The sequence below is a fragment of the Paenibacillus amylolyticus genome (genome assembly GCF_047302515.1).
In the GTDB taxonomy this organism is placed as follows: domain Bacteria; phylum Bacillota; class Bacilli; order Paenibacillales; family Paenibacillaceae; genus Paenibacillus; species Paenibacillus amylolyticus_G.
On record NZ_CP168019.1, the window covers coordinates 3278858 to 3304841 of the forward strand.

General features: G+C 41.7%; 32 protein-coding genes and 1 pseudogene. 4 read left to right on the forward strand and 29 right to left on the reverse strand.

Annotated features, from left to right (window positions below; genetic code table 11):
* Window positions 1-285 precede the first annotated feature (285 nt).
* From ACDJ59_RS13860 to ACDJ59_RS13915, 12 genes are all read right to left on the reverse strand, one after another.
* On the reverse strand, window positions 286-753 hold the full coding sequence (locus ACDJ59_RS13860; RefSeq protein ID WP_413409488.1) for a DUF2691 family protein: 468 nt from the start codon (window positions 751-753) through the stop codon (window positions 286-288).
* A gap of 133 nt (window positions 754-886) precedes the next feature.
* On the reverse strand, window positions 887-1429 hold the full coding sequence (locus ACDJ59_RS13865; RefSeq protein WP_413409810.1) for a GNAT family N-acetyltransferase: 543 nt from the start codon (window positions 1427-1429) through the stop codon (window positions 887-889).
* A 128-nt stretch (window positions 1430-1557) separates the two neighbouring features.
* Window positions 1558-2088 carry an AAA family ATPase gene (locus ACDJ59_RS13870; RefSeq protein ID WP_413409490.1) on the reverse strand — a complete coding sequence of 177 codons (531 nt, stop codon included), beginning with the start codon at window positions 2086-2088 and terminating at the stop codon, window positions 1558-1560.
* A 12-nt stretch (window positions 2089-2100) separates the two neighbouring features.
* On the reverse strand, window positions 2101-2586 hold the full coding sequence (locus ACDJ59_RS13875; protein ID WP_413409811.1) for an N-acetyltransferase family protein: 486 nt from the start codon (window positions 2584-2586) through the stop codon (window positions 2101-2103).
* Window positions 2587-2591: 5 nt separating this feature from the next.
* Window positions 2592-2753, reverse strand: a complete 162-nt coding sequence (locus ACDJ59_RS13880) for a DUF952 domain-containing protein (RefSeq protein WP_413409813.1) — start codon at window positions 2751-2753, stop codon at window positions 2592-2594.
* Window positions 2726-3250 carry an AAA family ATPase gene (locus ACDJ59_RS13885; RefSeq protein WP_413409491.1) on the reverse strand — a complete coding sequence of 175 codons (525 nt, stop codon included), beginning with the start codon at window positions 3248-3250 and terminating at the stop codon, window positions 2726-2728. The genes ACDJ59_RS13880 and ACDJ59_RS13885 overlap by 28 nt, the downstream gene beginning before the upstream one ends.
* A gap of 198 nt (window positions 3251-3448) precedes the next feature.
* Complete coding sequence (locus ACDJ59_RS13890) at window positions 3449-4513, reverse strand: polysaccharide deacetylase family protein (protein WP_413409493.1); 1065 nt, start codon at window positions 4511-4513, stop codon at window positions 3449-3451.
* A gap of 219 nt (window positions 4514-4732) precedes the next feature.
* On the reverse strand, window positions 4733-5785 hold the full coding sequence (locus ACDJ59_RS13895) for an ABC transporter substrate-binding protein (protein ID WP_413409494.1): 1053 nt from the start codon (window positions 5783-5785) through the stop codon (window positions 4733-4735).
* Window positions 5786-5893: 108 nt separating this feature from the next.
* Window positions 5894-6868 carry a galactofuranose ABC transporter, permease protein YjfF gene (gene yjfF / locus ACDJ59_RS13900; protein ID WP_074094671.1) on the reverse strand — a complete coding sequence of 325 codons (975 nt, stop codon included), beginning with the start codon at window positions 6866-6868 and terminating at the stop codon, window positions 5894-5896.
* The gene (locus ACDJ59_RS13905) at window positions 6858-7901 is read right to left on the reverse strand and encodes an ABC transporter permease (RefSeq protein WP_017689007.1); all 1044 of its coding nucleotides are present in this window, start codon (window positions 7899-7901) and stop codon (window positions 6858-6860) included. Before ACDJ59_RS13905 ends, yjfF begins: the two co-directional genes overlap by 11 nt.
* A gap of 4 nt (window positions 7902-7905) precedes the next feature.
* A complete protein-coding gene (locus ACDJ59_RS13910; RefSeq protein ID WP_413409497.1) occupies window positions 7906-9417 on the reverse strand; it encodes a sugar ABC transporter ATP-binding protein in 1512 nt (503 codons plus the stop codon).
* Window positions 9418-9502: 85 nt separating this feature from the next.
* Window positions 9503-10525, reverse strand: a complete 1023-nt coding sequence (locus ACDJ59_RS13915; RefSeq protein WP_017689009.1) for an ABC transporter substrate-binding protein — start codon at window positions 10523-10525, stop codon at window positions 9503-9505.
* A gap of 243 nt (window positions 10526-10768) precedes the next feature.
* Here ACDJ59_RS13915 and ACDJ59_RS13920 point away from each other — a divergent pair, with 243 nt between their 5' ends.
* Genes ACDJ59_RS13920 through ACDJ59_RS13930 form a run of 3 tightly spaced genes read left to right on the forward strand, consistent with a single transcriptional unit; the run spans window position 10769 to window position 15133 of the window.
* Window positions 10769-12580, forward strand: a complete 1812-nt coding sequence (locus ACDJ59_RS13920) for a cache domain-containing sensor histidine kinase (RefSeq protein ID WP_413409498.1) — start codon at window positions 10769-10771, stop codon at window positions 12578-12580.
* Window positions 12581-12585: 5 nt separating this feature from the next.
* Window positions 12586-14175 (forward strand): response regulator, encoded by a 1590-nt coding sequence (locus ACDJ59_RS13925; RefSeq protein WP_413409815.1) that lies wholly within the window; start codon window positions 12586-12588, stop codon window positions 14173-14175.
* On the forward strand, window positions 14168-15133 hold the full coding sequence (locus ACDJ59_RS13930; protein ID WP_413409499.1) for a sugar ABC transporter substrate-binding protein: 966 nt from the start codon (window positions 14168-14170) through the stop codon (window positions 15131-15133). The genes ACDJ59_RS13925 and ACDJ59_RS13930 overlap by 8 nt, the downstream gene beginning before the upstream one ends.
* 133 nt (window positions 15134-15266) lie before the next feature.
* On the opposite strand, the gene ACDJ59_RS13935 is transcribed toward ACDJ59_RS13930, so the two are convergent.
* The 17 genes from ACDJ59_RS13935 to ACDJ59_RS14015 all read right to left on the reverse strand — a co-directional run bounded on the left by ACDJ59_RS13935 (window position 15267) and on the right by ACDJ59_RS14015 (window position 25378).
* Window positions 15267-15791, reverse strand: coding sequence for a GNAT family N-acetyltransferase (locus tag ACDJ59_RS13935; protein WP_074094664.1), 525 nt, complete (start codon window positions 15789-15791; stop codon window positions 15267-15269).
* A 38-nt stretch (window positions 15792-15829) separates the two neighbouring features.
* Entirely contained in the window at window positions 15830-16153 is a 324-nt protein-coding gene (locus ACDJ59_RS13940; RefSeq protein WP_339199062.1) for a hypothetical protein, read from the reverse strand.
* A 200-nt stretch (window positions 16154-16353) separates the two neighbouring features.
* Entirely contained in the window at window positions 16354-16500 is a 147-nt protein-coding gene (locus ACDJ59_RS13945; protein ID WP_413409501.1) for a hypothetical protein, read from the reverse strand.
* A gap of 184 nt (window positions 16501-16684) precedes the next feature.
* The gene (locus tag ACDJ59_RS13950; RefSeq protein WP_413409502.1) at window positions 16685-17623 is read right to left on the reverse strand and encodes a hypothetical protein; all 939 of its coding nucleotides are present in this window, start codon (window positions 17621-17623) and stop codon (window positions 16685-16687) included.
* Window positions 17624-17657: 34 nt separating this feature from the next.
* The gene (locus tag ACDJ59_RS13955; protein ID WP_413409503.1) at window positions 17658-18485 is read right to left on the reverse strand and encodes a methyltransferase domain-containing protein; all 828 of its coding nucleotides are present in this window, start codon (window positions 18483-18485) and stop codon (window positions 17658-17660) included.
* Between the two features lie 65 nt (window positions 18486-18550).
* Entirely contained in the window at window positions 18551-18961 is a 411-nt protein-coding gene (locus ACDJ59_RS13960) for an acetamidase/formamidase family protein (RefSeq protein ID WP_413409505.1), read from the reverse strand.
* 87 nt (window positions 18962-19048) lie between these two features.
* Window positions 19049-19576, reverse strand: coding sequence for a DUF5662 family protein (locus ACDJ59_RS13965; protein ID WP_413409506.1), 528 nt, complete (start codon window positions 19574-19576; stop codon window positions 19049-19051).
* A complete protein-coding gene (locus ACDJ59_RS13970; RefSeq protein WP_413409507.1) occupies window positions 19543-20052 on the reverse strand; it encodes a phosphotransferase-like protein in 510 nt (169 codons plus the stop codon). Before ACDJ59_RS13970 ends, ACDJ59_RS13965 begins: the two co-directional genes overlap by 34 nt.
* A 53-nt stretch (window positions 20053-20105) precedes the next feature.
* Window positions 20106-20588: a DinB family protein gene (locus tag ACDJ59_RS13975; protein ID WP_413409509.1), complete on the reverse strand. Its 483-nt coding sequence runs from the start codon at window positions 20586-20588 to the stop codon at window positions 20106-20108.
* Window positions 20589-20619: 31 nt separating this feature from the next.
* Window positions 20620-21276: a DUF4367 domain-containing protein gene (locus tag ACDJ59_RS13980; protein WP_413409510.1), complete on the reverse strand. Its 657-nt coding sequence runs from the start codon at window positions 21274-21276 to the stop codon at window positions 20620-20622.
* Window positions 21277-21318: 42 nt separating this feature from the next.
* A complete protein-coding gene (locus ACDJ59_RS13985) occupies window positions 21319-21873 on the reverse strand; it encodes a helicase (protein ID WP_413409512.1) in 555 nt (184 codons plus the stop codon).
* Window positions 21874-21995: 122 nt separating this feature from the next.
* Window positions 21996-22391: a VOC family protein gene (locus ACDJ59_RS13990; protein WP_100528746.1), complete on the reverse strand. Its 396-nt coding sequence runs from the start codon at window positions 22389-22391 to the stop codon at window positions 21996-21998.
* A 33-nt stretch (window positions 22392-22424) separates the two neighbouring features.
* Complete coding sequence (locus ACDJ59_RS13995; RefSeq protein WP_413409513.1) at window positions 22425-22952, reverse strand: YfiT family bacillithiol transferase; 528 nt, start codon at window positions 22950-22952, stop codon at window positions 22425-22427.
* A gap of 299 nt (window positions 22953-23251) precedes the next feature.
* Window positions 23252-23653, reverse strand: a complete 402-nt coding sequence (locus tag ACDJ59_RS14000; RefSeq protein WP_413409514.1) for an NUDIX hydrolase — start codon at window positions 23651-23653, stop codon at window positions 23252-23254.
* Between the two features lie 53 nt (window positions 23654-23706).
* Window positions 23707-24135: a hypothetical protein gene (locus ACDJ59_RS14005; RefSeq protein ID WP_413409515.1), complete on the reverse strand. Its 429-nt coding sequence runs from the start codon at window positions 24133-24135 to the stop codon at window positions 23707-23709.
* A 309-nt stretch (window positions 24136-24444) separates the two neighbouring features.
* A complete protein-coding gene (locus tag ACDJ59_RS14010) occupies window positions 24445-24969 on the reverse strand; it encodes a DNA topology modulation protein FlaR (protein WP_413409516.1) in 525 nt (174 codons plus the stop codon).
* A 205-nt stretch (window positions 24970-25174) separates the two neighbouring features.
* Window positions 25175-25378 (reverse strand): helix-turn-helix domain-containing protein, encoded by a 204-nt coding sequence (locus ACDJ59_RS14015; RefSeq protein ID WP_307537520.1) that lies wholly within the window; start codon window positions 25376-25378, stop codon window positions 25175-25177.
* A gap of 171 nt (window positions 25379-25549) precedes the next feature.
* Here ACDJ59_RS14015 and ACDJ59_RS14020 point away from each other — a divergent pair.
* Window positions 25550-25839 (forward strand): annotated as a pseudogene (locus tag ACDJ59_RS14020) (hypothetical protein).
* The last annotated feature ends 145 nt before the right edge of the window (window positions 25840-25984 follow it).

Sequence of the window (25984 nt, forward strand, 5' to 3'; positions counted from 1 at the left end):
TGATGGGTGCCAGCTTACCGTCCGAAAATTGCTAAAGTTCAGGGTGGCTGATGCTGGCGCATGGTCAGGCAATTTTCTAAGGAACACAGGACATCTTATTCGGCCTTCAGGTCCTCTTTTAGAATTGTAAGGAACATGAGACATCTTATTTCTCAAATTCATCTGACAAAAACGCTACAAAAGGCTATTTTTTCTGGTATAGCGTGTCTCAGATTCCTTAGATTTCGGAGGGCGTATCAAATTCCCGAATAAGAGGTGTCAGGTAGTTAATCCCATGCTCCTTTATCACCAGACCGATAGTTTTGTCCTAGCATCATTCTCATCTGTTAAATATGCGAGAGATTCAAATCCCTGTCTATTTATATGATTATATAATTCCTCGACTTTCTCTAAATCTTTACAATAAACCGTGACGTAGGTACTATCGATTACAAGAAGAACCATCTGACAGTCACTCAACATATAATCTTCATAGGTGATAACATCTGTTATTTGTGTGCCTTTTGGAAATGCTTTTAAATTCGCAAATATTAAATAATACTCGTTGTTATCAATAAGCTTCTGTAATTCTTCTCCATTCATGCCCATAATCATATCCGGAAAAAGATCATCCCCTAACGTATCATCAACAACGAAATAGGACTCCTCCTCACCAATAAACCAATCGAAATTAGATACTTCCATTGGTTTTAAAATCTCCCCAAGAAAACGACCATAGGCATTTGGTATTTCAAAACGTATTCCTCTGTTCATCTGCTCACCCTTTTTATGCATATAGATTAGTACATTAATCTTTTGATTTTTTGGAAAACGTAATCGAAATTAATAAAGAATACAACTGAACAAAGCTATTGAGATTGACATTCCAATTTTATGCCTCTGGAGACTATGACTGCTCATATTCAGTTTTCAAAATACTCATGCAAACACTATCCCAATATTTCCCCTTTTTATATATCTTCTTTCTGTATCTTCCTTCTTCTTTAAAGCCGCATTTTAAATAACATTTGTAAGCAATCTCATTATACTCGTACACTTCAAGTTCTAATCTGTTTAAATTCAGCTCTTCGAAGACAAACTTCTGTAGTAAACGGATTGCTTCACTCCCATAACCTTTACCTAGAAATTCTTTTCTCCCTATTACAATTGCTAAACATGCAAAGCGGTTTTTATAATCAATTTTGTACAGATCGATCTGACCTATATAATCTAGCGAATCCTTTAACCCGATAATGAAACTTTTATTTGAAGACTTGCCTTCAACCATTGTCCTAAAAAAGACTTCTGTCTCATAACTCGAATGAGGATACAGAAAATTATCTGATAATGTCCCTGTGATTTCCGGGTCGTTCACCCATTGTTTGATGTAATCCAAATCAGAATCCTGGTATTCTCTTAACATAATTCGCTCTCCATATATACGAGACATCGATAATCCCCCCAGCGAATCTTTTTTCTTTTGCACCATTCTTAATAAAATCTAATGATTTTTTCTACCTCTTATTGGTTATTCAACGTTCGTGCATTTTTACAATTCGAAGCATAATAACAGTACAGTTATTTCAATCGATACTTCTCATTATTTATAATTCCACTTACTATTTCAGGTAATTGTTCTTCTGTAAAATGATTAGTATACAGCTTGTTGTCTACTCTCAGATCCGGATGATTTTCAAACTCATCCAGCAGAATTATACTTCTTTCTTTCATTTGATATTCTTCCGCTCTAAGACGGTCTCTACGAATAATCGTTTGACGATCAACCATGAGTACAACATAGATTATGCGAACATGATAGTCTGCCAATTCTGTCATTAATCCATCAATGTCTTCCGGAAGGGCCACATAGTCCAGCACTACATCGTATTTATAATCCAATAAGTTTTTCACTAGACTAGATATATTTTTCCAAGTTAAGTCGTTTGTATCCTTATCAAGCCAGGGTTTACCTCGCCCTTTAACCGGAAAGTGACTAACCGCATCTCCAGAAATGTAGGCACTTCTCTCTAAAGTCTGAACCAGTAGCTTGGAAGTTGTAGATTTCCCTACTCCAGGGGGGCCAGATATAATATATAGGTTTCTACTCATTTCGTATTCTCCTTACAATATCTTTTGGAAACTTCCAATATCCAGTTTTCTATCAAATTTATATCCAATCTCTTTGAACAGAGCACATTGTTCATAACCATTTCTCTCGAATAATGATTTACTTCTTGTATTCTCCATGCAAATCGTCGCAATTAAGGTATGGAATCCTTGTTCTTTTGCAATCTTCTCAATAAAACGTAATGCTTGTTTCCCCAAGCCTTTTCCCAAAATATCGGGCTTTAAATATATGGTGACTTCACCACAAATGTCATATGCCTGTTTACTCTTATACTGGGTTATCAAAACATAACCCATCATTTGATCGGTTTCAAGAATTACATAAGTTTTATACCGTGTATCCTTGTTCATCACAGAGGATTTAATCTGATCAAGATCTAATTCCTCCGTATGAAACGAAATCGTTGTATTCATTACATAATAGTTATAAATCTCTCTAATTTCAGGGAGGTGCTGTTCGGTTACCTCTTCAAAAGTCACAGTCGTCAATTAGGTTCCATCCTCTTCAGTTCATTTTCTTCAACATATGTATGAAATACCGCGTCTAGATTTAACTCACCGTAAATATGAGGATATTCCCTGCCTTCATTATACAGATCTTCCCATATAACTTCTGACTTTATTTTATGGATAGGACCTTCCTCAATATGAGTTCTATGATTTCACTAGTCTCCAGATGATCGGTAATAATGCGAGTTTGAAATTTTTCATCTTTGAAAGCTTCTACACACTTTGGTGCTTGTTGATACTGCCAGCCTCCATATTCATCTCCACGTTTAGCCAAACGATGATAAATCGTCTCTTCTGTAACCGTAAGGCAAAAATGATGAATGTCCTGATCGATCTCTTTCAACCCGCTATAGATGTAATTAAAGTTTTCCTCTTTATAGATGGTCATGGGGATAATTAAGTGTTTGTTGTATTTCTGCTTTACTTCTTTTGCCGTCTTTACGGTTAGAATTTTCCATAAATAGATATCTTGAAAATCATCCGTACGTTCCCTTTCCTCTCTACAATTCTCCGGAAGAAGTTTTCTCAGCATATATCCTATTTCTTCAGGATCGTAGATCATGCTGTTTGCAATTAAGGGCTGAAGTGCTTCAGCTGCAGAAGTTTTTCCCGAACCAAACGCTCCGTTAATCATAATAATCATTTGATCCTTTCACTCCCATTAATGAATTTTTTCAATTGAAACAATTCTTCTCATATACAATTTCATCCATTATAAATGTTTTCCTTCCACTTTTGTGTTACAAATTGGCAAAAAACATAATGAAATCCCATTGGGTCAACCCAACGGAATTTCATTATAGTGCATTATTTTTCAATCAACCTAAGCTTGTTAATGTATTTCCAAGTAATCGATATATATATCCCATGTCCCGTCATCGGCTGTTACAACCAACTCAATGACCTGATTTCCCGTCCCATGGCTGATATTATTCAGGGTATAAACCGCTGGAGCGCTTCCGCCAAAGTAAAAGGTTCCCTTCGTCTGTCCGCCAATCTTCAAATCAACTCTAGCCATGTTGGCATTGTTTGAAGCTCCACGAAGCGAGAAATTATGAGTGCTCGTTGCAAAATTCTGAGTGTATTTAACCAAATCATTGTTGGCATAAAGGACCACACCATTGAAAGGAGAACTGATATTGCCGGTGTATTGTCCACCTTTGGTCATGTTCTCAGCTTCCACTTTTGTTCCGTTACTCGGGGGATTGGTAGTACTATTATCGGGTGCGACTGCCCGACCGGTAGTTGATGAGATCATGCCGGAGCAAAGGCCACGATTCTTCAAATTTTGTGCAATCTGCGGAATGGCCTGAAGTGTCGTCTGGTACTGATCATGCATTAGTATGACGTCACCACTTTTCATCGTGTTCACAGCTGCCACAATCTGGGCTGCGCTGGCACCATTCCAGTCTTGGGAATCTACGTTCCACAGTACTTCCTTCAGACCGTTTTGGCTCACAACGGATTTCAAGGTCGCATTTGTCGCACCATAAGGAGGTCTGAACAGTTTAGGTGAACTTCCGGTAATAGACTGGATCGTCTGCTGTGTCCGAGTAATCTCTGATGACATCTGAGAACTGTTTAATGTAGTCATGTTTGGATGTGTATAGGAATGATTGCCAATCCACATACCAGCTGCTACTTGTGCAGAAACCAGAGATTTATTATTTTGTGCATTTTGTCCAACATTGAACATCGTTGCCCGTAAACCCGCCTGCTTCAACGCGTTAAGCATGTTTGTTGTATTTCCAGATGGGCCATCATCAAACGTCAGACCTACATAACCATTCGGACAACTTGCATCTGCAGCACGAGCATCGGGTACCCCCTGAATAGAAAACAAGGTACCGAAAAGTGCGAGAGATATTACCGCCTTTGCCAGCTTTACTTTGAACATAAAATTACCTCCTCATAATATATTCACAGCATAATACCTTCTACACTCCCTCTCTTTATCGACTTTCTGCCCTTGAAAAAAGCGCTTTCAAAAGTATGTAATCCGCTACATCCTTTCTCATAGAGAAGAGCTTTTAGTTCAAGGTGAGTTCAGTATAAACGATACGTTTATTTAAAGTAAATTGAATTTTATCCAAAATGTTCTATTTATTCGTGTATTCTAGAATCGCCTGTTGTACATCTCCCTTTTAGCACTCTCCTGTGTAAAAATGTCCTCCGGAGGCACCATGCGCTTCGGGAGTGTACGCCCTGCAATAATTTCTTTTGTAGCCTGCATAAGCTGAGGACCAAGCAGCGGGTTACATTCCACCACAGCGTTGATTTTCCCACTCGCCAAAATTTCAAGTGCTTTGCGGGAGCCGTCCACCGAGACAATGATAATGTCCTCTCCCGGCTTCAGCCCAACTTCTTCTATCGCTTGTATAGCGCCAAAAGCCATTTCATCATTATGGGCAAAAAGAACCTGCGGCCGTTTGTCTTCCGGGACCTGAAGGAATTCTTTCATGACTTGTTTCCCATTGTCCTCCGTAAAATCGGCAGGAGCACTTTGTGAGAAGATGATATCTGCTCTGGTTTCGAAAATGCTTCTAAATCCCTCGCCACGCTGGATAGAGGGTGTAGAACCACTCGTGCCTTGCAGTTCGGCAATCCGTATCAAACCCGGATGATTTCGCATCCGATCCTGGATGTACTTCCCGGCTTTCACACCTTCCTCATAAAAGTCCGATCCAATCGTTGTCACAAAAAGTGAAGTGTCTTTGACATCAACTGACCGGTCTACGATGATCACGGGTATGCCTGCATCCCTGGCCTCCTGAAGAATACCATCCCAGCCCGATTCCACGACCGGTGCAATGGCAATGACATCCACCTTTTGCCTGATGAACGACCGAACAGCCTCGAACTGTTTCGTCTGAGACTGTTCTGCATTTTTTATTACAAGGGAGATTCCCGATTCAGCCGCAGCATTCCGGATAGACGTGGAGTTTGCCAGACGCCAGGCACTCTCTCTGCCCAGTTGTGAAAAACCCAAGACAATCGGTTTCGTAGAGGTATCCCTTGCTACCGCTGATTCCATCCATTCCTCAACGGAGGGAAGAGTTTCGAAGTTGTTAGACGAGATGGGAGGAGGAACAGATTCAGACTCAGGGGTTGTGCAGCCGACAAGCAGCAGTAGAATGAACAAACACAACCAGTTCACATGTCTTCTCACTCACGTATCCCCCATCTCCATGTTACGCTCAGCATTCAGCAATGCAGAGCGCATATTGTTATATCATTTTGTCGGTATCCGTATTCAATATCATTTAATTCGATCAACTTAATGCAGTGATTTCGAGGATACTCGCCGCCCGCTAAGAAGTCGCTGGAACAAAATAAAAACAAACAGCATCAGGCCAATCACAATCTTGGTCCACCATGAGCTGAGCGTACCTTCGAAGCTAATTATAGTTTGGATAGCCCCCTGGATCAATACACCAATAAAGGTTCCCGCCACATACCCTACACCACCTGTTAACAAGGTGCCTCCTATTACAACAGCCGCGATGGTATCGAGTTCAAGACCCATGGCGTGTAATCCATAACCGGATAACATATAGAAGGTAAAGACAACACCGGCAAGCGCGGAGCACAAACCGCTGAACGTGTATACCAGGATTTTGGTACGTGCAACCGGCAGCCCCATGAGCAACGCGGATTGCTCGCTTCCGCCGATGGCGTAAACGTTGCGTCCAAACCGGGTGTAATGTGCCAGGAAGATCGCGAGCAGTACAATAACCAGTGCAATAATCACATTAATGGAGACAAAGCTGCCCCCTGGCAGAGAAATTTTCGCCTGCGCAACCTGTGTGTAAAATGGATTCGTAATGGTAATGGTGTCGAGACTGATGACATAACACAGCCCCCGCGCCAAAAACATGCCTGCAAGTGTCACGATGAAGGGCTGAATTTTAAAATAGTGGATGATAGCCCCCATGACTGTGCCAAACAACGCACCCATGACAAGCACCATAGGTATAACGATCGCAGGCGACCATCCTTGCTTCTCGACCAGACTTGCGCTAATGATGGTCGTCAGCGCAATGACAGATCCTACCGACAGGTCGATTCCTCCCGATACAATCACAAAAGTCATGCCAATTGCCGTGATAATCAGAAATGCGTTATCAATGAGAAGATTAAGCAGTACCTGTGTGGAAAAGAACCCCGTATACCGGAAAGAGCCTATGGCAAACATCACGGCCAGCAAACCGAAGGTGACAAAGACCGGGAGATACTTACGATTAAGAAACATGGCGGTTAACCCCCTGTTCGGCTGGAAACTTCCGTTTTTTCCAACGGATCACCATGGAATTGCGGAATGAATCGGATTGGATCAAACAAACGGCCAGTACAACAAAGGCTTTGACAACCAGCGTAACTTCTGGCGGGACTCCAATCATATAGATCGTCGTTGTTAAGGTTTGGATAATGAGTGCTCCAACGACGGTACCCATTAGATAGAAACGACCACCATTGAGCGAAGTACCCCCGATGACTACAGCAAGAATGGCATCAAGTTCATACCACAGACCTGCGTTATTGCCATCCGCACTGGATACATTCGAGCTGAGAATAAGCCCGGCAATGCCGGCACACAGACCACAGAAGACATATACCGTGAGAATAACTGTTTTTGAACGAATACCTGCCAGTTGGCTCGCGTTTGCGTTACTTCCAACCGATTCAATAAACAGTCCAAGTGCCGTTTTTCTCGTCAGCAATGAGGCAACAAGCAGCACAGTTAATACGATGAAGATGGAAAAAGGCAATGCTGCAAGCGAACCTGCCCCGATATAGGCATAGTTTGCGTTGGATACAGTAATAATCTGTCCACTCGTAATCAATTGCGCAATCCCACGTCCAGCTACCATCAGAATAAGCGTTGCAATAATGGGTTGGATTCGGGCGACCGAAACCAGCGCCCCGTTCCATATGCCCAAGATCAGTGAGAGACCTATAGATAATCCAAGTGCACCCAACATAAGCCCGAACGAACTCTGATCGACTCCTCTGCTGATGCTCATACAAGCCACGGCACCGGAGATCGCTACAATGGAGCCCACGGACAAATCGATACCTCCGGTCGCAATCACCAGTGTCATGCCGATCGATACCAGAATTAAGGGCGCTCCAAAATTGAGAATATCAATCAAGCTGCCATACAGATTCCCTTCACGCATGACGAGGGAGAAGAAATCCGGAGAGTACAGCAAATTAAAGATTAAAAGTAAACCAAGCATACATAACGGCCAAAACAAATGATGTTTACGCATCTTGCCCGCCATCTCTTTAACCTCCTGCCATTGCTTTCATGATTTGCTGTTGATGGATCTGATCCCCGCTAAGTTCTTGCACTTTTTTGCGGTCCCGGATTACGGCAATCCGGTGGCTGACACGAATCACTTCTTCCAGCTCGGACGAAATGAACAGCACGGCCATGCCCTGCTTCGACAGAGAGAGCACCAGCTTCTGTATCTCAGTCTTTGCACCGATATCAATTCCACGCGTAGGTTCATCGAGAATCAACAGATCGGGGTTCATCAGCAACCACCGTGCAAGCAACACCTTTTGCTGATTACCGCCGCTCAGATTTTTAATTAAATGCTCCGGGTTTTTCGGATGGATATTTAACAGGTTGATGTACTTTTCGGCGATCTCATCCTGTTTCTTGCGTGAGATGGGTTTGGACCAGCCTCGTGTCGCTTGTAAAGCCAGAATAATGTTCTCCCGAATGGTCAAATCATCGATTATGCCTTCGGTTTTACGGTTCTCGGAGCAAAAAGCAATATTCTGATCAATTGCATGACGCGGCGACTTGACCGTACTTCCTGTATCTACAACGAGCAGCTTGCCTACATCCGAACGATCTGCACCAAAGAAAAGGCGAGCGATCTCGGTACGACCAGACCCCAATAACCCAGCCAAGCCCACGACTTCTCCTTTGCGAATGTCCAGATCGAATGGCTCAATTGCTCCTTTGCGTCCAAGTGCCTTAGCGGTAATTAACAGTTCTCCCGACTCCGCCTGGGCAGCATCCGCTTCCTTCGGAAGCTCCTCAAGCACCTCGAGCTCCTTGCCGATCATCTTGAGCACCAGTTCCATGCGTGGAAGTTCTGCGGCTATGTACTCTCCTTCCAATTCCCCGTTACGGAGCACCGTTAGACGATCCGACATTTCGTATACCTGATCAAGAAAATGAGTAACAAAAAGAATTGCGAGACCTTCACTCTTTAATTTGTGCATAATACGAAACAGTTGCTGAACCTCGTTTTTGTCCAGACTGGATGTGGGTTCATCCAATATGAGCACTTTTGCCGAGATGCTGAGTGCTCTTGCAATTGCAATCAGTTGTTGCATCGCGACCGAGTAGGTCTGTAAAGGAGCCTTAACGTCGATGGACAGATGTAATCTGTCTCGCAGAATGTTCTCCGCATCTTTGTTCATTTGCTTCCAATTGATTTTGCCAAATCGCATCGGCTCCCGCCCGATGAAAATATTCTCAGCGACCGTTAAGTTTGGACAAAGATTGACCTCTTGATAAACGGTACTGATTCCCGCCTTTTGCGCTTCAAGCGGACCGGAGATCGAAAGATGCCGCTTATCCATGGTTACCGTTCCTTCATCAATGGAATAAACGCCAGTCAGAACTTTAATAAGCGTCGACTTCCCCGCTCCATTCTCACCCATCAAGGCATGAATCTCGCCCGGAAACAAGCGAAAGCTGACGCTGGATAGCGCTTTAACCCCGGGAAATTGTTTGGTGATGCCTGTCATTTGCAAAATGGGTGCTTGCTCGGCCATATAACCCTCTCCTTTGTTATGGAAAAAAGTCATTTAGCGACAGCCTGGTCGAAAAATGACTTTTCGGTGTTATACGAATCTGCTTTTAATATTCACGTGTTGGCAATGCTTCTTTGGCTTGCTCCGATGTGAAGGTCGTCTCATCCGTAACGATTCGGGGTTCGATGTCTTTCCCGTCCACTACCGATTGAACCGCTTCCATTAATTGAGGTCCTAACAACGGATTACATTCAACGATAAAGTTGATTTTGCCATCAGCAGCAGCCTGCATCCCATCCTTCACGGCATCCACAGAGATAATGGTAATATCTACGCCTGGTTTCAATCCTGCCGCTTCAATGGCCTGAATTGCCCCAAGTGCCATATCGTCATTATGTGCATAGAGAACATCTATTTTTTTATGTGCTTTGAGGAAAGCTTGCATGACTTCTTTGCCTTTGGCACGTGTAAAGTCACCCGATTGTGAAGCAATCACTTTAAGCTTCGAATTGGAAGCAATCAATTCCATAAAGCCCTCTTGACGGTCATTCGCTGGTGCGGAGCCTGTTGTACCCTGCAGCTCAACAATGTTGATTTCGTCTTGTGTGTCCTTGTATTGGTCACTAAGCCACTGACCTGCTTTGCGTCCTTCTTCTACAAAGTCGGAGCCAATAAAGGTTTTGTAGAGGGTTTTATCCGGGGAATCCACAGCACGGTCCGTCAAAATCACGGGAATTCCTGCATCCTTCGCTTCCTTCAATACGGTATCCCAACCGGATTCTACAACAGGGGAAAAAGCAATCACCGTCACCTTCTGTTGTATGAAGGATCGCAAAGCTTTAATTTGATTTTCCTGCTTCTGCTGCGCATCGGAGAATTTCAAATCATAACCCGCTTCTTTGGCTGAATCCTGAATCGACTTGGTATTCGCCGAACGCCAGCCACTCTCCGCACCAACCTGCGAAAAACCAAGCGTAATTGTTTTGGCGCTGGCAGGTGTACTGCCATTCCCACTCGTTGAAGTTTCATTATCGGAGCCTGCTCCTCCATTGGTACTGCTACATGCCGTGCTGACCAGCATCACCATAGCCAATGTTATGGCAAGTCCCCACTTTTTTTTGGTTCGCATGTTGTGATCCTCCCTTTTTTCGTTTCACCTTGTGGTGTGACCACATTATAGAACGCTTTCATTCCGAGCTTATATGGAGTCTCATACTTTATTTATGTAATAATTTAGTAATTTCAAAAAATGGAGTTTAAAAAGTGTAATTTCTTTGTTTAATTGTGTAGTATTTAGCGATTCTCTTACATATTAGAAAATCATGTTATACTAATGATACATTTTTGATCCCTTCAGATGGAGTGGAATACGTTGAAACTCATTCAATGGATTGCTTCAAGCCTCAGGCTTAAATTACTCAGCATGTTTATCATCCTCAGTTCAGTGCCACTGATCGTGGTTGGATTGATTTCTTACCACAAATCCTATACTGTCGTATCTAATCATAACAAGGCCTCGACACAGCTGGTTGCCGACCAGCTTGCCAGGAACATTGACATCTTGTTTGAGGATACGGAACGGCTGCTCGAACTGGGCAAGAACCCGCAAGTGCTTCAATACTTGTATTCTCAATCGGAGTCCTACCCAGAAGCCAAAGCCATCCTTCAGACATACAATCTTTATCGGGAAACCTACAAGTATGACAAGGTACTTAATATCTCATTCGTGAATTTTTATGGAAAAGGCATAAGTGAACGAAAAGGCGTGTTCAAGCTGGAACGAAATCCGCTGCGTAACCCGTACTTCAAGTATCTAATACAGTATCCGGATGCCATTCTGCGCATCCCTCATTCTGCAGCCTATGCCGAATATAACAGGCTGGATGGGTTTGCTTACCCTAAACAGAATGCGCTTTCAATTATAACCACGGTCAAAGAGCGAATTACGCATGAGGTCATCGGGTTCATCGTGATTGATTTGAATGATTTGTTCATTGATGATTTTTTGACGAATACCCCCATTAAGGATTCCGGTTTTTTCTATATTAGTGATCAATACGGAAATACACTCTTTAGGCCGGATGTCACCCCGGCATCCATAACCATGATGGATCAGATCCGATCGGTCCCTTTACATCTACAGCACGACAGCTTTATCCTGTCTGCAGGATCCAAGCCCCAGTTTGTTGTATACAGCACCTCAAAACAGACCGGATGGAAAATGATCGGGGTAGCTCCTTATCAGGAAATCATTGCTGAGGCCAATAGCATTCGCCAATTGATCATCATTACGGTTTTGTTAAGTGCTTTCTTTGCAATATCGTTATATTTTTTCCTGAATAACCGACTGATTCTTCCCATCCGGATTCTGATGAACAAGATGCGTAAAGCTGCAAACGGTTACTTGGAAGCCAAAGTCACACCACACGGCTCGGACGAAATTGCTGATCTGGGCAAAAGCTTCAATGTGATGCTGGATAAGCTCAAAATGCTAATTGAAAAGAGCATTCGAGAGAATGAACAGGTGAAAATAGCTGAACTACGTACGCTGCAAGCTCAGATCAACCCTCATTTCCTGTATAACACGTTGGAATCTATTCTATGGATGGCTGAAGCAGAGAAAAAAGAAAATGTAATCAAACTTGTGCAGGCCCTCTCGAAGTTCTTTCGTTTGAGTCTGAACAAGGGATTCGACTGGGTATCCATTCAAACCGAGCTTGAACATGCGCGAAGTTACTTGGTTATTCAACAGATGAGGTACCACGATATTCTCACCTACGAGATCAGCGTTGATCGTGAGCTTCAGGATTATCCCATTTTGAAGATGACGCTGCAGCCCCTGATTGAAAACGCGCTCTACCATGGGATCAAGAACAAACGCGGTCAAGGGCTGATATCCATACACGGGTATGTAGAGGACAATAGCATCATTCTCACCGTACAGGATAACGGAATTGGCATGTCTGCGGATCGATTGGCACAATTACGTGAAGAGCTGGAGAAGCCGGCAGATTCCCGTTCACCCCAAGATGACGAGCAGGAAGGCGGATTTGGTCTGCTCAATGTACATCACCGGATTCGACTCTATTTTGGACCAGCTTATGGTGTTGAAATGGAAAGTACGTATATGGAAGGCAGCACATTTATGATTCGTATCCCCAAAAGCAAGGAGGTTAACCATTGAAAAAGGTGATGATTGTGGATGACGAAATTGGAATTCGGGAGAATATACGGAGCTGCATCGATTGGGAAAAGGAAGGTTTTCACTATTGCGGGGATGCACCCGACGGTGAGCTTGCGTTGCCTTTAATTCATGAATGGGCTCCGGATATTCTGATTACAGATATCAAAATGCCATTTATGAACGGATTGGAACTGACCTCCATCGTTCGCACTCAACAGCCTGATATCAAAATCATTATTATGAGCGGTCATGATGAATTCAGCTATGCCCAGGAGGCTATCCGACTTGGTGTGACCGAGTACTGTCTAAAGCCCATTAGTGCAGCAGAGCTAATCCAAATGCTTCATAAGGTCAGCAAACAAATGGATGAAGAACATCAACGCATGACAAACCGGACGATCACCAAAGAAAAACTGCTGGCCGATCTGTGCGGAGGACTCATCGGTACAACCGATGCGATTGAATCAGCCAAACAACTCTCACTTCCTCTCTCGGCCAGGTATTATACAATTGTCATTATCGACGTTCGATTAACAGATGATTCACCGGACCCGGAATCCCTGATGAAGAAGCTGCTTCCCATACTGGAGGAAACTCGCGATCCCCACGTTGAACTTCTTCCATACATTCGAAGCCGGACCGAGTTGGTGCTTCTGCTCAAGTATCACTCCGATGACAGCATATCCATATATCTGGAGCAGCTTCGCGGGCGGGTTCGTATGGAACTTGAGCATACGTTCAAATGTAATATTATTCTGGGCATTGGCAGTCAACAGGAGCGTCTGCAAGGAATTCATGTCTCGTATCTGGAAGCGGAGGAGGATAAATATATTACCCGGCTCACCCTTCAGAACAGAGCTTCTCTACGTGAAATTAACCTGGATGAGCAAACGACTCTTTTTCTCGGCAGGAATTCGTTTCTTGAATTTCTCAAAATCGGCAGCCCCAATCAGCTTGACCATTTTGTGCAGGAGTTTGCCGCTCCATTACAGTCCTTCGACTGGAAGTCCTCCTCGTATGGCTTCTATCTGTTGAATGATCTTACGCTGGAGTCGTTTCGGCTCGCGAATCAGCTGTTCCGCATGAGTGACCATTCGGATGAGAACATTACTTCCCTGCAACAGACGATTCGGAAGATTACGAGCTGGGAGGATTGCACCCAATACATGTGTTCCCTGCTTAACCTGTTATGGCAGAGAAGAGCAGCGTGTTCTGGAAAATACAGTGATGTCATTGATCAGGTGAAAGCTTATCTATCCCGTGAATACAATAACGAACAGGTCTCGTTGAAGATGATTTCTGCACACGTCAGAATCAGTCCAAGTCATTTAAGCAAGATTTTCAGTCAAGAAACTGGTCAAACGATAACGGAGTATTTAACCCAGATTCGAATCGGCAAAGCCAAGGAGCTGCTGAAAACAACCAACAACAAAACCTTTGAGATTGCTTACAAAGTTGGTTACAACGATTCTCACTATTTTTCTAATATATTCAAGAAAACAACAGGTTTTACACCAAGAGAATACCGAACTCAAGGGACCGAGGAATCGCAGGCCAGACCAGCAGATATGAGAAAAGAGCAAATGTATGAATAAAGCCAGATTTGCACTTTTACTTACACTAATACTTGTGTTCCCGATGATCATTTCATCCGGTTCGGCACACATTCGCCCACAACAGATGGCTACAGCATTTCCTGCGACTTCACCTGTAGAGAAATCTGCAGCGAGCAAAACTTTCGGTATTATCTATCCAATGACGTATCCAACCTATGAGATGATCACGAAGGATGCAACGGAGTATGCAGGGAAACAGAATATCACGTTAATTGTAAACGCACCTGATGAAGCCAATACCGAACAACAGATCCGTATCATGGAGAATATGATCAAACAGCATGTGGACGGGATAGCTATATCTCCTGTGGATGCTGCTGCACTTACACCGGTTATTGATGCAGCCCAAGCTGCAGGTATTCCTGTCATTACATTTGAGTCAGATGTCCCATCCAGTCATCGAATCGCTTATGTGGGCGCCGATAACTATCTCACTGGCCAGCAGTTCGCGATGACGACTACACGACTCCTGCATAATCAAGGCATGATTCTTGTCGAGAATGGTTTGGAGGAGATGCAAGGTTTGCAGCAGCGGCTTAATGGATTCATTGATTATATCCGCAGTGAAACAGACATCGAAATCTTGGAAGTTCGTTATCATCAAGGGAATGAAGATCAAGCCATGTCCGATATGGAGAACATGATTCAGGCTCACCCTCACTTCAATGCAATTATCGGGCTCGATTTTGTTTCTGTCTCTGCCTCTACCCTGATCTGGAAAGCAAAAGGCCTTAACCGGCATTTAATCGCGTTCGGTGATAGCCCGACCAGTGAAAACGGGTTGCTCAACGGTCAATTGTCTGCCGTTATTTCGCAGAATGAAGGAGTCTGGGGTACCAAAATGATGGAGACCCTGTTACTCGCTAGCGACGGTGTGCCTGTGAAGGAATTTATTGATACGGGAATCATCGAAATAAACCATGAAGGTAGTAATTAAGGGAGGTCCTACTGTCATTCTGATGACAGTAGGACCTCCCCTTTTAAATTTTCGTACACGTAGTTATTACATCCGTTCATGGAAGTGTTTCTCAAGAAAGATGACTCTCAAGTATGATGATCCTTTTGAGAAGTCATTTTTTCCATTCATTTTCTAATATGCTCATCTCGATTAGATTCCAGAATGTATCTTCATATCTTCTCGCATCACGAATAAGTCCTTCTTGTACAAAGCCCGCTTTTTCATAACATCGGATGGCTGAGACATTAAAATCAAATACGCCCAGACTGATCCGGTGCAACTTCTCCTCTTCAAATCCAATTCGAAGTGCCTCATTGATCATTTGCTTTCCATAACCTTTACCCTGATATGGCTTACCAAGAAGTACCTTACCGATACGCCCTGAACGATTATATCGATCGATACCGCCAAGAGCAATATGACCCACAATCTCCTGAGTCGATTCATCCATCACTTTATAAATGAACTTATTTGAAGTGTTCTTATCATTGGCGCCATGCAAATAATCAGATAGCTGCTCTCTGGAAAGTGGATATTGGAACTGAGGGCCGGCCCACTGGAGCAGAAATGCTTCATCCCCACTCCATTCGATCAGTTGATCAAAATCTTCCGGTTCAAAGTATTGGAATGTAATCATGTGTATCCGCCCCTTCTTTTTTTATGTCATATCATAACCTATTTCAGTTCTCTTGTATCGTCATAATTATGAGTTTCATCAAACGCTCTGTTTCTTATATTCATTTCACGAATGTAGTTTCTGACAACATTCATTGTACTAATTAAACAGATAACTCCACCCAAAATACATATCGCGGCTATCCAATAATTCAGTGCAAAATTCACTTGATAATCACTCGGAGTATAACTGCCAGCTGCTGCTGACTGGAATGCTGCATAGCCTAGCTTGGGAATCACCTCTTCAATCATTTTCGAGATCGTAATAATCACAATTCCTAACATGATAAAGAGTAATGAGAAAATAATGTGTACATGCTTCAAAGACAAGCTACCTCCTTTACAATCCACATCGCGTGTGTTTTGGCACTACTTGCATCTTAGAAGCCGAACGACTTCGCCATCAATCAGCCCTTCACTTACGCTGTGAAAACCAAGTGATTCATACAGATTTCCGGCGATACCATTTTCCGGCCTGTGTCCAAATCATGATGCGTTTACAATTCAGCGATTCTTTCATTAGATCAATCAACTTCCTCAACGCTTCTCTTCCATAACCTCAGCAATCCAATATACAACTGGCGCGGGAAACTTTTTCTCTGCTCTTCAGTTACATCCAGTTGGGTGCAAGCATACCAATTATCCACCGACACACGTTTTAAATGAATCATAAATTGAAATTCCTCCTAGTGAAAATTACACAGAGGAATCCCTCGGAACCCTTCCTTGGGGGTCCTCTGCGCTAGACAAAAACACCTCTGGCAACTCCATTTCTTCTACTCGGATTTGTATTGTTTCTCATACGACATCACTCCTCTCACGTTGTTGTGCAAACTTCTTGCGACTTCAATCACCTCAAACTAGACCCTTGATCTCTGATAGTTCAGGAGTATGTTTGACAACGTCAGCTATTTCATAAGATGCATTAGTTGCTAATGCATCTTTAACTGCCTCAGTCCCTCTTGTCTTCCAGATCGAATATATCCACTTGGAAAAACCATATGCATTCATGTGGTAACCCCGTTCCTGTATCTGCACAAACAATTTCACACTTTCCTCATACCTTTCAATATCCGTTAAAATACAGGCCAAATTATTCAACGCAATGTTGATATCTCTCTGCGAATTTCTAGAGACATTAATATCCTCCCAGCTACCGACCACTTCATCTTTTCTTGAAATAGGAATTGCTCCATCATTGATTTCATCAATCCAGTCCATCGTTTCGTTTATAAGAACTTCAACTCCCGCAACCTCCCCGGCATGATGCAGATAGGCCAGACGCTGTTTGTTGTATGTAATTCGGGCAAAAAGAATATTGGACCATGTCTCATCTTCTTGTATAAGCTGGTTCATATTTTCAAGCACACTGTCCATTTCACTGTATCTCTCCAAAACCCAAAGCGAACCACCCAAAGCCCGATGACTCTCGAACCGAACACCTCGGTTGGTATCCAACTTCGGGGCATGATCACAAGCATACTGGTACCAATCCATCCAATGATCAAAGTAGTTCCCCAGAGATAATGACAACGCTTGTGTCGAATCCGAAACGATCCAGTGTAACTGCTCCGGGGCGAGGTTTTTTCTCCCCCATTCGAAGAATTCCCGGTGATTGGCATAAAGCGGTTCCGGCTCTCTTAACAAGGCATAACCATCTGAAATATTCCAGTAGACCCAGCCTCGTTCATGGACAGACAATTTCCTGGATTGTTCGAAGTTTTTCAGTAACTCAATCATACCCTGATGATCCCCTCGAACTACTAATTCCTGAAAAGATTGAACGATATTCATCCCCATCCTCCGTCCCTAATTAGTTTCAACCCAGTTATGTCAATGGCTTCGTGCCGCAAGCTGTAATGAAATTCATCATGGCATAGGCTTCCGGCGAATGATTTATCGCTTCAGAAGCTTGTTGCAGCTGAGCAAATTCCTCCGAACTGATCACACCTTTTTCAGCAAAATGTACAAAACGATTAAGATTAAACTGGTGCTTAAACCCTTCTATGCCTAACAGATCACTATGTTGAAGGACAGAATCAATGTCAACATCGATGTATCCGCTCTCAGAAAGGAGACGCGGCAGACTTCTACCAATTAAACGATTACCGCCGTGTTGTGCTACATAGTTCGAAATTTTCATTAATACCGTATGCAAAGCAGGAACATCAGGATTCACTGCTCCAAAAACGCCGTCATCCACATCAATAATAGCAAGACGGCCACCAGGCTTCAGCACACGATATATCTCTTTTGCAGCTTCGTCAGGATTGTTCAAATGAAGAAAGATAAGTCTTGCCACGACAAAATCAAAAGAATCATCCGGCAGATCCATCTGGTAGATGGAAGACTCTACAAATTGCAATCGCTTGGAAGGAATATTTTTCAGCCGTTCTTTGGCTTGTGCTTGCAGTGAACGATCAATCTCAAGCGAGGTAAGCTCGCTGTCCGGCAGACTGTTTAATAATTGCTCTGTAATGTAACCTGGTCCGCTTCCGACCTCCAATACACGCATTCCATTTTTCAAACCATACCACTCTAGATTTCGGAATTCTTTGGACCACCCCATGACCGCCTGCATCTTTAACCTCTCTAATTCCTCTTGTAAACTTAACACTGCCGTTTGGATACTGTATGTTGAACGCGGATCACTCATATATTCCCTCCTGTTCTTCTGTGGAAAAATAAAAACATCTAATACGACGTATAACAGGCCTTAAGTTACTTAAAAGCGTCATGCGGAAGGACAGCATGCACACCCTTCACGCCATTCACAATTTGGGTGATACGCAGATCAATTACCGCGCTTCCAAGTGCAATCGCTTCCACTCGATCTAGTCCGTACAACTCACCCATCAGATTGAGCATCCCGTCTAATGCTTGAACCGTAGCCTCATTCAGATCTTCATGAAACCCGAAGGTAATCCAGCCGGACGGCGTATGTGCACGAGGATTGGTCAAAATCATATCATTAATCACGTTGATCGTGATATCGACAACCTCCATTGGACATTCAATGGCCTGACAGCTGACTTCACCGTCCCCCTGCCGTGCATGACCATCACCAATCGCGGGATAACCTCCGTCTACGGGGATTTCCTGAGTTAATTCAATTGTATGAATGGTCATCATAACCTCCACAGTTTCGGAATTCAGCTTTTCACTTAATTATCACGGTATCGAGTATCTTTATTTGCAATAACGCTCTGCTTCAAATGATCATATGAACTTCTCATCCTTTCTAATAAATAACTGTTCAAGCTCTTCTCTCGTCACTGGATGTAAAATGATATCTTGTGAATTTATCATTCGTTCTACCAGATTAGAATCTTTCACTTTACGTCCCCATTTTCTTGAAAAAGACCTCCAATCACATACCATTTCTATCAGATATTTCGTAGGCATGGGCAGAGCTTCTTTTGTATTCCTATTTACAATGCAATACTCCCAATGATGTTTGTTATGATTTTGGTGATGTAGCCATGCGTTCTTCCATCTTAGATGGGTGTCTTCATCCTTCTGTTTTGAATAAAAATGAATTGCATAGGGAATAAATTCTTGCGGAAAGAACTTTGATATATCATGAATTAAACCTTGCACATACAGACCTTCTTGCCAACATTCGATCAGCACGTTCAATTTATGCTCAACAACATATAGAAAATACCTCCAGTATGCGGAACGAATGGTCACCATCTCCCATAACGTTGTGTTTAGAACAGCGCTGCAATAATCTTCTCGGCACATTCTTCAGGTGTATGCACACTCGTATCCACCGAGAAACTATACTGAATGTCGGAAGCCATGATTTGATGCTGCTCATCCGATTGCTCTTCTCTTCGATCCCCACGTTCGATGTTCCGCTGACGGCAGATGTCGAGGGGGCAATATAACTCAACGATATCCAGTGGAAACCCTTCAAAAATCTGTTTGACTTGTTCATAATGCAGCGCGAGCTCCGGTCTTTCCACAAGAATGCCATCAATCAGAACATGCTTTCCATGGTCTGAAAATACTTTTGCCGTATGATACATCATTACAGTCGCTTCACTCAGATACTTCCAGTAATCCGTCTGAAGATGTTTATCACCAATCGTATTTTCAAATAAATCATTAGCCACCACATAGAAAAACGGATCATCGTATGATTGCATCGCCTCTACAATTGAAGTTTTACCAGAGCTGGTTACACCGTTCAAAAATATAATTTTTCCTTTTTCCATGATAGTCATCTTCCTTGCTTAAGTATAATTTTATAAACGTAATACAGCGTGTACTACGTGTGTTTCATTGATTTTTTGAGCAGCATGATCTGTCCAATATGATAGGCATTATGAATACATAGATTTGATATAACTCCCCACCATGGCGCGTTGAAATAGGAAGGGATTTCACGGGTCAATTTATGTTCTTCGCTATCTTCAAGTGCCCTGTTCCAATCACCAAAGACGGTTTTTAGTCTATGTAATGTCTTGCCCCACTCCACATCATTCAAGTTAGACAGATCTATGTCGAATGTATCCTCATTATTCACTGAATTCTGCCCGTCGACCTGTTCGACAATATATCTCTCAAGCCACTTCTCATTCCAGAAAATAAGATGATTGACAATCGCCCAAATGGAATGCTCCCCCTCATTCTTTACATAAGCGGCTTCCGCCGCATTGAGGTCTGTCAAAATATCATGAAGCGGAATAAACCAGCTCTTGTCATGATAACAGGCGTTTAATTGGTCTATGAGAATAGCTTTGTAACTCATCGCTGCACCTCACTCAGATTAATATCATCATTTATCCGTTCATTGACTTCGCAATCTTCATCACAAGATCTTCGGACATATTTCTGCCAATGATCTCGTATTGCAAAGCCTTCCCATGCACGTCCTCTTCGATCCATACCAATTGGGAAGTTTCGTTATTGAAAATATAAAATGCTTGTACACCACGTACAGCTGCTTGTTTAACCTTAGTACCATCATGATCAGGCAATGCGATTCGGCTTTTTGTTGTCCCGAAAATATTAAGTTTATAACCACCGTATTCTTTATACGTGATGCTGATGCCCACAACCTTCTTATTGGGCTTCAGGTCTCGTATCACTACATTTCTACCTGACCTGTTACTTTCTTCAATCATTTCATCGATTTCTTGCGGAGTTAAATTATCAAATCCATAAAATACATGAATGGCATCTATATCAGAATCAATCGGAAATTTCGGCTGCCATGGAGAATAATGTTTCTGCAATTGTTCCAAACCGTCTTCCCATGGAATAGCTGCATAATTGGTCTGTTGCGTGAATTGATTCTCTATAACATCTGCAGTGTAAATCGCCTTCCCGTCACCTGGCTTTAAGTCAATGACGATCCGGTCAATCGCATTATCATTGCGTAAGGATTCAATTTGAATTTTTCCAAGCACATCTCCGCTTTTGTTTTTGATATCCATTGGTCCTTCACTCCTTTGCTTTCAAAAATACCTTTCTGATCTTCATACAATAGAAAGCTGAGCCCTACAGAAGATAAAGCGATCATTAGGACTCCAAACATGCAAATGGTCGGCAAGATATCCTCGTAACCATAACTTGTCGTTTATTCGTCTGAGATAAAAACCTTTTGGAAATTCATGATTCTCCGTAAGGGCTGCAGATGCTATGGTAATGGAGCCGGACGGAGCTTTGTTACCCTCTGAAATATTGGTAGAACATATCTCGGGCTGATCCAAATGTTGCATTCTTAGATAAGGTCCTAACTCGACCGGACAACATTCTAGCCCAAGATCATTTGCTCTTCGAAAGAGCTCAAAAGTCGTAGCACCATTCGAAAATCCAAGCTGTCTGATGGTTAACTCAACCGTTTGCAAGCTTTGCTTTGTACTGGAAACTATAAATCTTTCATCATTTAACAACTGTTCTCCATATTTATTCAATGAAATAGAGTATTGGTCCAGTTTCTGAATAAGCTGTGGCTTTGTTAAGCCGCCAATGTCTACCGTTCTTATTTCAACTGAACAGTCAGGGTATACGTTTTCATCTACAATCAACATTTGTATCCCCCTAATCAAGATTACTTCTATTTGACTTTATATTTAAAACGCAGTTACTCATCTAGTTCTGAATCCGTTTACATACAAATGCTCAGTAAATGATAGCAGCAAACCAAGGCTCCTCAGAAATTCAATTCACAATCACGGTGTTCCCACACATCAAACAAGTTACCGTCCAGATCTTCTAACACAAAAAACTTCCCATACTGTCCCTCATCACTAACAGCCCCTACTTTCACATTCTCTGATGTTAAGTAGTCATGTAAAGAACCAATGTCATCAGTGAAAAATGTAATGACCCATCTCTTTTTCTGATGCACTTCAAATGTCGCTCGTGTTTCATTGTCGCTTTGAATCAAGTCCAAAATTGGGCGATCACCCCGAAATAAACTCAAATATCCTTCGCGTTGGTGGCGAATGTTAAATCCAAAATGCTTTACAAACCAGGCAGCTGACACTTCCAAATCTTTCACTGGAATTACATTATATGCTATGCCTAGAATTCTTCCTTTCCCCATTATGTTACCTCCACACTTGAAATGTATAAAACCCTACCACCCTTGCGATGTTATACAAGATTTAATTTGAGCAATATGATGTTGCCCATGCCATACAAATCTTTGAATAGCGATATCCAATGACATTGTACCTAACACTTCTGTTCGGAGTTTTCGTCTAAACTGATCGGGATGTAAACCAGACAATAACGTGAGAAATCGCTTGTGTAGTATATCCATCAGCAAAATTGAATCTTCGATGGGCGTATTCCTGTAATCATGTAATGATGCCCATAAATCCTCTCGATATGAGCTTGCCATCGGTTCATCTTCAGTCAAGGCTCTCTTAAATCTGATATAAGCGTTCATGTCATTGTCCGCAAGGTGGTGCACAATCTGTGTGAATGTCCAACCGCCATCACGATAAGGAGTACGTAGTTGATCATCATTGAGTTGTTGTGTAATCTCTCTTAAGGTCTTCGTAATTCCGGGAATTTGACCTATGATGTGGATTCGGTCCTCATTAGAGAATTTAAGACTTGGCTCAAAGTGTCCTATCGGAAAGCGTATTTTTTCATCCAAGGTTGATCACTACTCCATTTCTCTACTATAGAACCAAATCATATCCAATATAACCCACAATGTTCCATTTGCGAAGTGTAAAAGCAAAAAAAGAAGCAACCTTTGTTCCCGGGCTGCTCCTTATATTACACCACTCTCATATCTGTATTTGGATTAGAAAACTAGCACAATTAAACCTGAGTTACGAAGGTACCATTATATAAAAAGCGCCCCTATCTTGGGTAGAATGGTGTTTGTCTAGAACATCGCCAACCAAGAGAGGAGCAACTTTAAGGTACAATCTACCATAATGAGTGACCTTATTCTGAAAATTCAATCAGAAAAGGATGGCTTTTCTCATCTAATGCATTATGAATTCTGTTATAGAAATTCCCCCAAGTTATCATTTGCTGAGCTTCTTCTAAAGTAAAGTAGCCAACCTCTTCACTTTCATCACTGGTAGTTAAAGCTCCACCAATCGGTTTTCCAGTAAATATATTGTTGCATACGCCGCGCGTTATATTCTGATACAAACCACAAAATTTAATTAATTCAATGTCAATCCCTGTTTCCTCTTTCACTTCTCGAACTGCTGCCTGCCTAATCGTCTCTCCTTCTTCAACACAACCTTGAGGCATTTCCCAACCTCTTCGACCTTTCATGAGTAAAATCTCATTATGTTCATTGAGAACGATTACACTAGCAGAAACGATAAATTTCATTCTAATTCCTCCTATGTTGGTTTAAATAACCACTCTTCCTCGAATAGCTATAGCTAAATCCCTAGAACTGAAACATAATCTTGAGTTGTTAATTGCTCTTTAATCCATACAACAAACTCTATGATTAATTCACGAAGTTTCTGAACACTATTGAGAAAATCTTGTTGAAACTCATCTTTAGAATTGCCGAAGAAGAAATATACATGTTCATTTATTAATTCAATTGTTACTTTTTCATCAAGGAGATTAGCAAACGTTCTCAAATCCTCAAGGATCACCTCCCACGTTTTCCGATGTATTTCGTTAAATGCATAATGATCATATCCAGAAAATATATTTTCTATTGTTTTCTCTATATAGCCGAATACTTCCTCATCAAAGTAAATTGAGTTCTCATTCCAACATTGCCCAAGGTACTTCCTGGGTAAAACTTCAATATAACCAGTTCCTTCAAGTTCTTCACTATTTCTTATTATCTTCATTGTTCACCCTCGTTAAATAATTTCGTCGATTTCACATACTTTTCTGTATATAAGACCCAGCGTATGCTGGGTGTACTGCGAATGAATGTCGAGATTCTTGCACCCTGTTACAAGTCACTACTTCTGTATTCACTTATGTGATCTTCTATCGCTTCATCTAATTCGTTCTTTAATTCTTTATGATCTTCCCAATATCCTTTATTCACTTTAAACAAGGAACAAAATAAATCCTTGATATAGATGTCTCCTGATTCTCTGTTGAAACTTCTGCTGACAGAGGGACGTATATCTCGATGTGTGAATGCTGAGTTATGGTATTTCACTACCTTCATTGAGCAAACTAATCATTTTCCTGTTGGTTTTTAAGATTATCACTTTGTCTTTATAAGGGGACAAGAAACTACAGATCTCTTTTCGATTTGTACTATTAAATTTATGATTCCAAACAAGCATTTCAATTAGTCCTCTTAATGTTTGCTTGTATATAGATCTTTCAACGCCTATTCCTTGTTTAACAAATCTCATGATAAATCTAAAATGTCGAATCAACACATTAGTATCTAGGTAATAAATTACATCTGCTCTTGAAAAGCTATCAGAAAGCCATTTATAATATACTCCCTCTACAATCCAACTATCATTATCAATTATTTTATGTAGTAATTTATCTCTCACGTCTGGAGAATTCTTTCCTGAAAACTCCACTTTACTGCTCCACATGACTGTATCTAGTTCGTAAAATTTTATATTTAACTTCTCTGATAAAACTTGACCAAGATATGTTTTTCCACTACCAGTTGAACCTATAATATGAATTCTTAAAGGTCTAGACATAATCAGCTTCTCCTCTTTAATTTATTGCAGTGATTTCTAATCACCTTCCTGTTTTCATGCAGTTCAACAAACTTGGAGGTGTCTACCATAATATCATCTTCTAAATCCATCCAGCAGACCAAGACTCCATTAGGAGCTGCTGCTTGAATATTATGTTATACGACAGAATCTCATCTTTGAGTAACCAGAAGATGTTCTTATCCCATCATTGATCTTCTATATGCTCCAATAGATCTCCGGGCTGACATCCCAATGCCGTGCATAATTTATCAATTACTTCTAACGATACGTACTCATTCGTATTGAGTTTTGCCATCGTTGCCGATGAAATCCCCGTCATTTTCAATAAATCCTGCTTCTTAATCTCCCTGTCAATCAATAATTTCTGAAATGGTTTATAACTTATCATCTGGTATCCCTTCATTTCCGAATTGAATTTTTCTTTAATTATATGAAATTATATTTTCTTAATCAAAAATATATTTGACATGTCTTGACTATCAATTTCATTATGATAAAATAATATTTAATAAGTTGAACTTTTATTCGCAAAATAAAACATAACGGATGGTGATCATTTATGCACAATTCTTTAGAAGTCCTACTTGATTCTTTGATACGTAATCGGATTGAAGCTCTATATATATCGATCTTCTCAAAAATAACTCCATCTATAATCAATACTCTTCCGATCGGAATCTTTACTTCAAACAGTTACATGAGCTTTTACCTCAGGATATGCATAAAACTCTATTTCTTTACGATGACGCAGACCTTTCTGTTCAAGCAATCTTAGAACGTGAAATCTACTTACAAGGTTTTAAGGATGCTCTTCAATTACATAATGAATTAAATATATCATCTAATTGAGAGCCAAATGGCTCTCTTTTCATTTGAGTCTGTCGAAAACGTTCCTGTATTCACGACGCCCACCGACTTAAGTCCCCGCTAGGATTCGGCCGCGGTGCGGATGTGTCCGATGACTATGATTCCTTGCTACTGAAATTCCTCCCCA

Excerpts from the sequence above, each read along its gene's own strand:
- ACDJ59_RS13860 (WP_413409488.1), bottom strand. The coding sequence starts at position 753 with ATGAACAGAGGAATACGTTTTGAAATACCAAATGCCTATGGTCGTTTT.
- ACDJ59_RS13965 (WP_413409506.1), bottom strand. The coding sequence starts at position 19,576 with ATGTGCCGAGAAGATTATTGCAGCGCTGTTCTAAACACAACGTTATGG.
- ACDJ59_RS13980 (WP_413409510.1), bottom strand. The coding sequence starts at position 21,276 with ATGGATATCAAAAACAAAAGCGGAGATGTGCTTGGAAAAATTCAAATT.
- ACDJ59_RS13910 (WP_413409497.1), bottom strand. The coding sequence starts at position 9,417 with ATGGCCGAGCAAGCACCCATTTTGCAAATGACAGGCATCACCAAACAA.
- ACDJ59_RS14015 (WP_307537520.1), bottom strand. The coding sequence starts at position 25,378 with ATGATAAGTTATAAACCATTTCAGAAATTATTGATTGACAGGGAGATT.
- ACDJ59_RS13975 (WP_413409509.1), bottom strand. The coding sequence starts at position 20,588 with ATGAGTTACAAAGCTATTCTCATAGACCAATTAAACGCCTGTTATCAT.
- ACDJ59_RS13945 (WP_413409501.1), bottom strand. The coding sequence starts at position 16,500 with ATGATTCATTTAAAACGTGTGTCGGTGGATAATTGGTATGCTTGCACC.
- ACDJ59_RS13930 (WP_413409499.1), top strand. The coding sequence starts at position 14,168 with ATGAATAAAGCCAGATTTGCACTTTTACTTACACTAATACTTGTGTTC.
- ACDJ59_RS14000 (WP_413409514.1), bottom strand. The coding sequence starts at position 23,653 with ATGAAATTTATCGTTTCTGCTAGTGTAATCGTTCTCAATGAACATAAT.
- ACDJ59_RS14010 (WP_413409516.1), bottom strand. The coding sequence starts at position 24,969 with ATGTCTAGACCTTTAAGAATTCATATTATAGGTTCAACTGGTAGTGGA.
- ACDJ59_RS13950 (WP_413409502.1), bottom strand. The coding sequence starts at position 17,623 with ATGAATATCGTTCAATCTTTTCAGGAATTAGTAGTTCGAGGGGATCAT.
- ACDJ59_RS13990 (WP_100528746.1), bottom strand. The coding sequence starts at position 22,391 with ATGGGGAAAGGAAGAATTCTAGGCATAGCATATAATGTAATTCCAGTG.
- ACDJ59_RS13915 (WP_017689009.1), bottom strand. The coding sequence starts at position 10,525 with ATGCGAACCAAAAAAAAGTGGGGACTTGCCATAACATTGGCTATGGTG.
- ACDJ59_RS13970 (WP_413409507.1), bottom strand. The coding sequence starts at position 20,052 with ATGGAAAAAGGAAAAATTATATTTTTGAACGGTGTAACCAGCTCTGGT.
- ACDJ59_RS13865 (WP_413409810.1), bottom strand. The coding sequence starts at position 1,429 with ATGTCTCGTATATATGGAGAGCGAATTATGTTAAGAGAATACCAGGAT.
- ACDJ59_RS13905 (WP_017689007.1), bottom strand. The coding sequence starts at position 7,901 with ATGGCGGGCAAGATGCGTAAACATCATTTGTTTTGGCCGTTATGTATG.
- ACDJ59_RS13960 (WP_413409505.1), bottom strand. The coding sequence starts at position 18,961 with ATGATGACCATTCATACAATTGAATTAACTCAGGAAATCCCCGTAGAC.
- ACDJ59_RS13985 (WP_413409512.1), bottom strand. The coding sequence starts at position 21,873 with ATGTTGATTGTAGATGAAAACGTATACCCTGACTGTTCAGTTGAAATA.
- ACDJ59_RS13955 (WP_413409503.1), bottom strand. The coding sequence starts at position 18,485 with ATGAGTGATCCGCGTTCAACATACAGTATCCAAACGGCAGTGTTAAGT.
- ACDJ59_RS13885 (WP_413409491.1), bottom strand. The coding sequence starts at position 3,250 with ATGATTAACGGAGCGTTTGGTTCGGGAAAAACTTCTGCAGCTGAAGCA.
- ACDJ59_RS14005 (WP_413409515.1), bottom strand. The coding sequence starts at position 24,135 with ATGAAGATAATAAGAAATAGTGAAGAACTTGAAGGAACTGGTTATATT.
- ACDJ59_RS13890 (WP_413409493.1), bottom strand. The coding sequence starts at position 4,513 with ATGTTCAAAGTAAAGCTGGCAAAGGCGGTAATATCTCTCGCACTTTTC.
- ACDJ59_RS13870 (WP_413409490.1), bottom strand. The coding sequence starts at position 2,088 with ATGAGTAGAAACCTATATATTATATCTGGCCCCCCTGGAGTAGGGAAA.
- yjfF (WP_074094671.1), bottom strand. The coding sequence starts at position 6,868 with ATGTTTCTTAATCGTAAGTATCTCCCGGTCTTTGTCACCTTCGGTTTG.
- ACDJ59_RS13935 (WP_074094664.1), bottom strand. The coding sequence starts at position 15,791 with ATGATTACATTCCAATACTTTGAACCGGAAGATTTTGATCAACTGATC.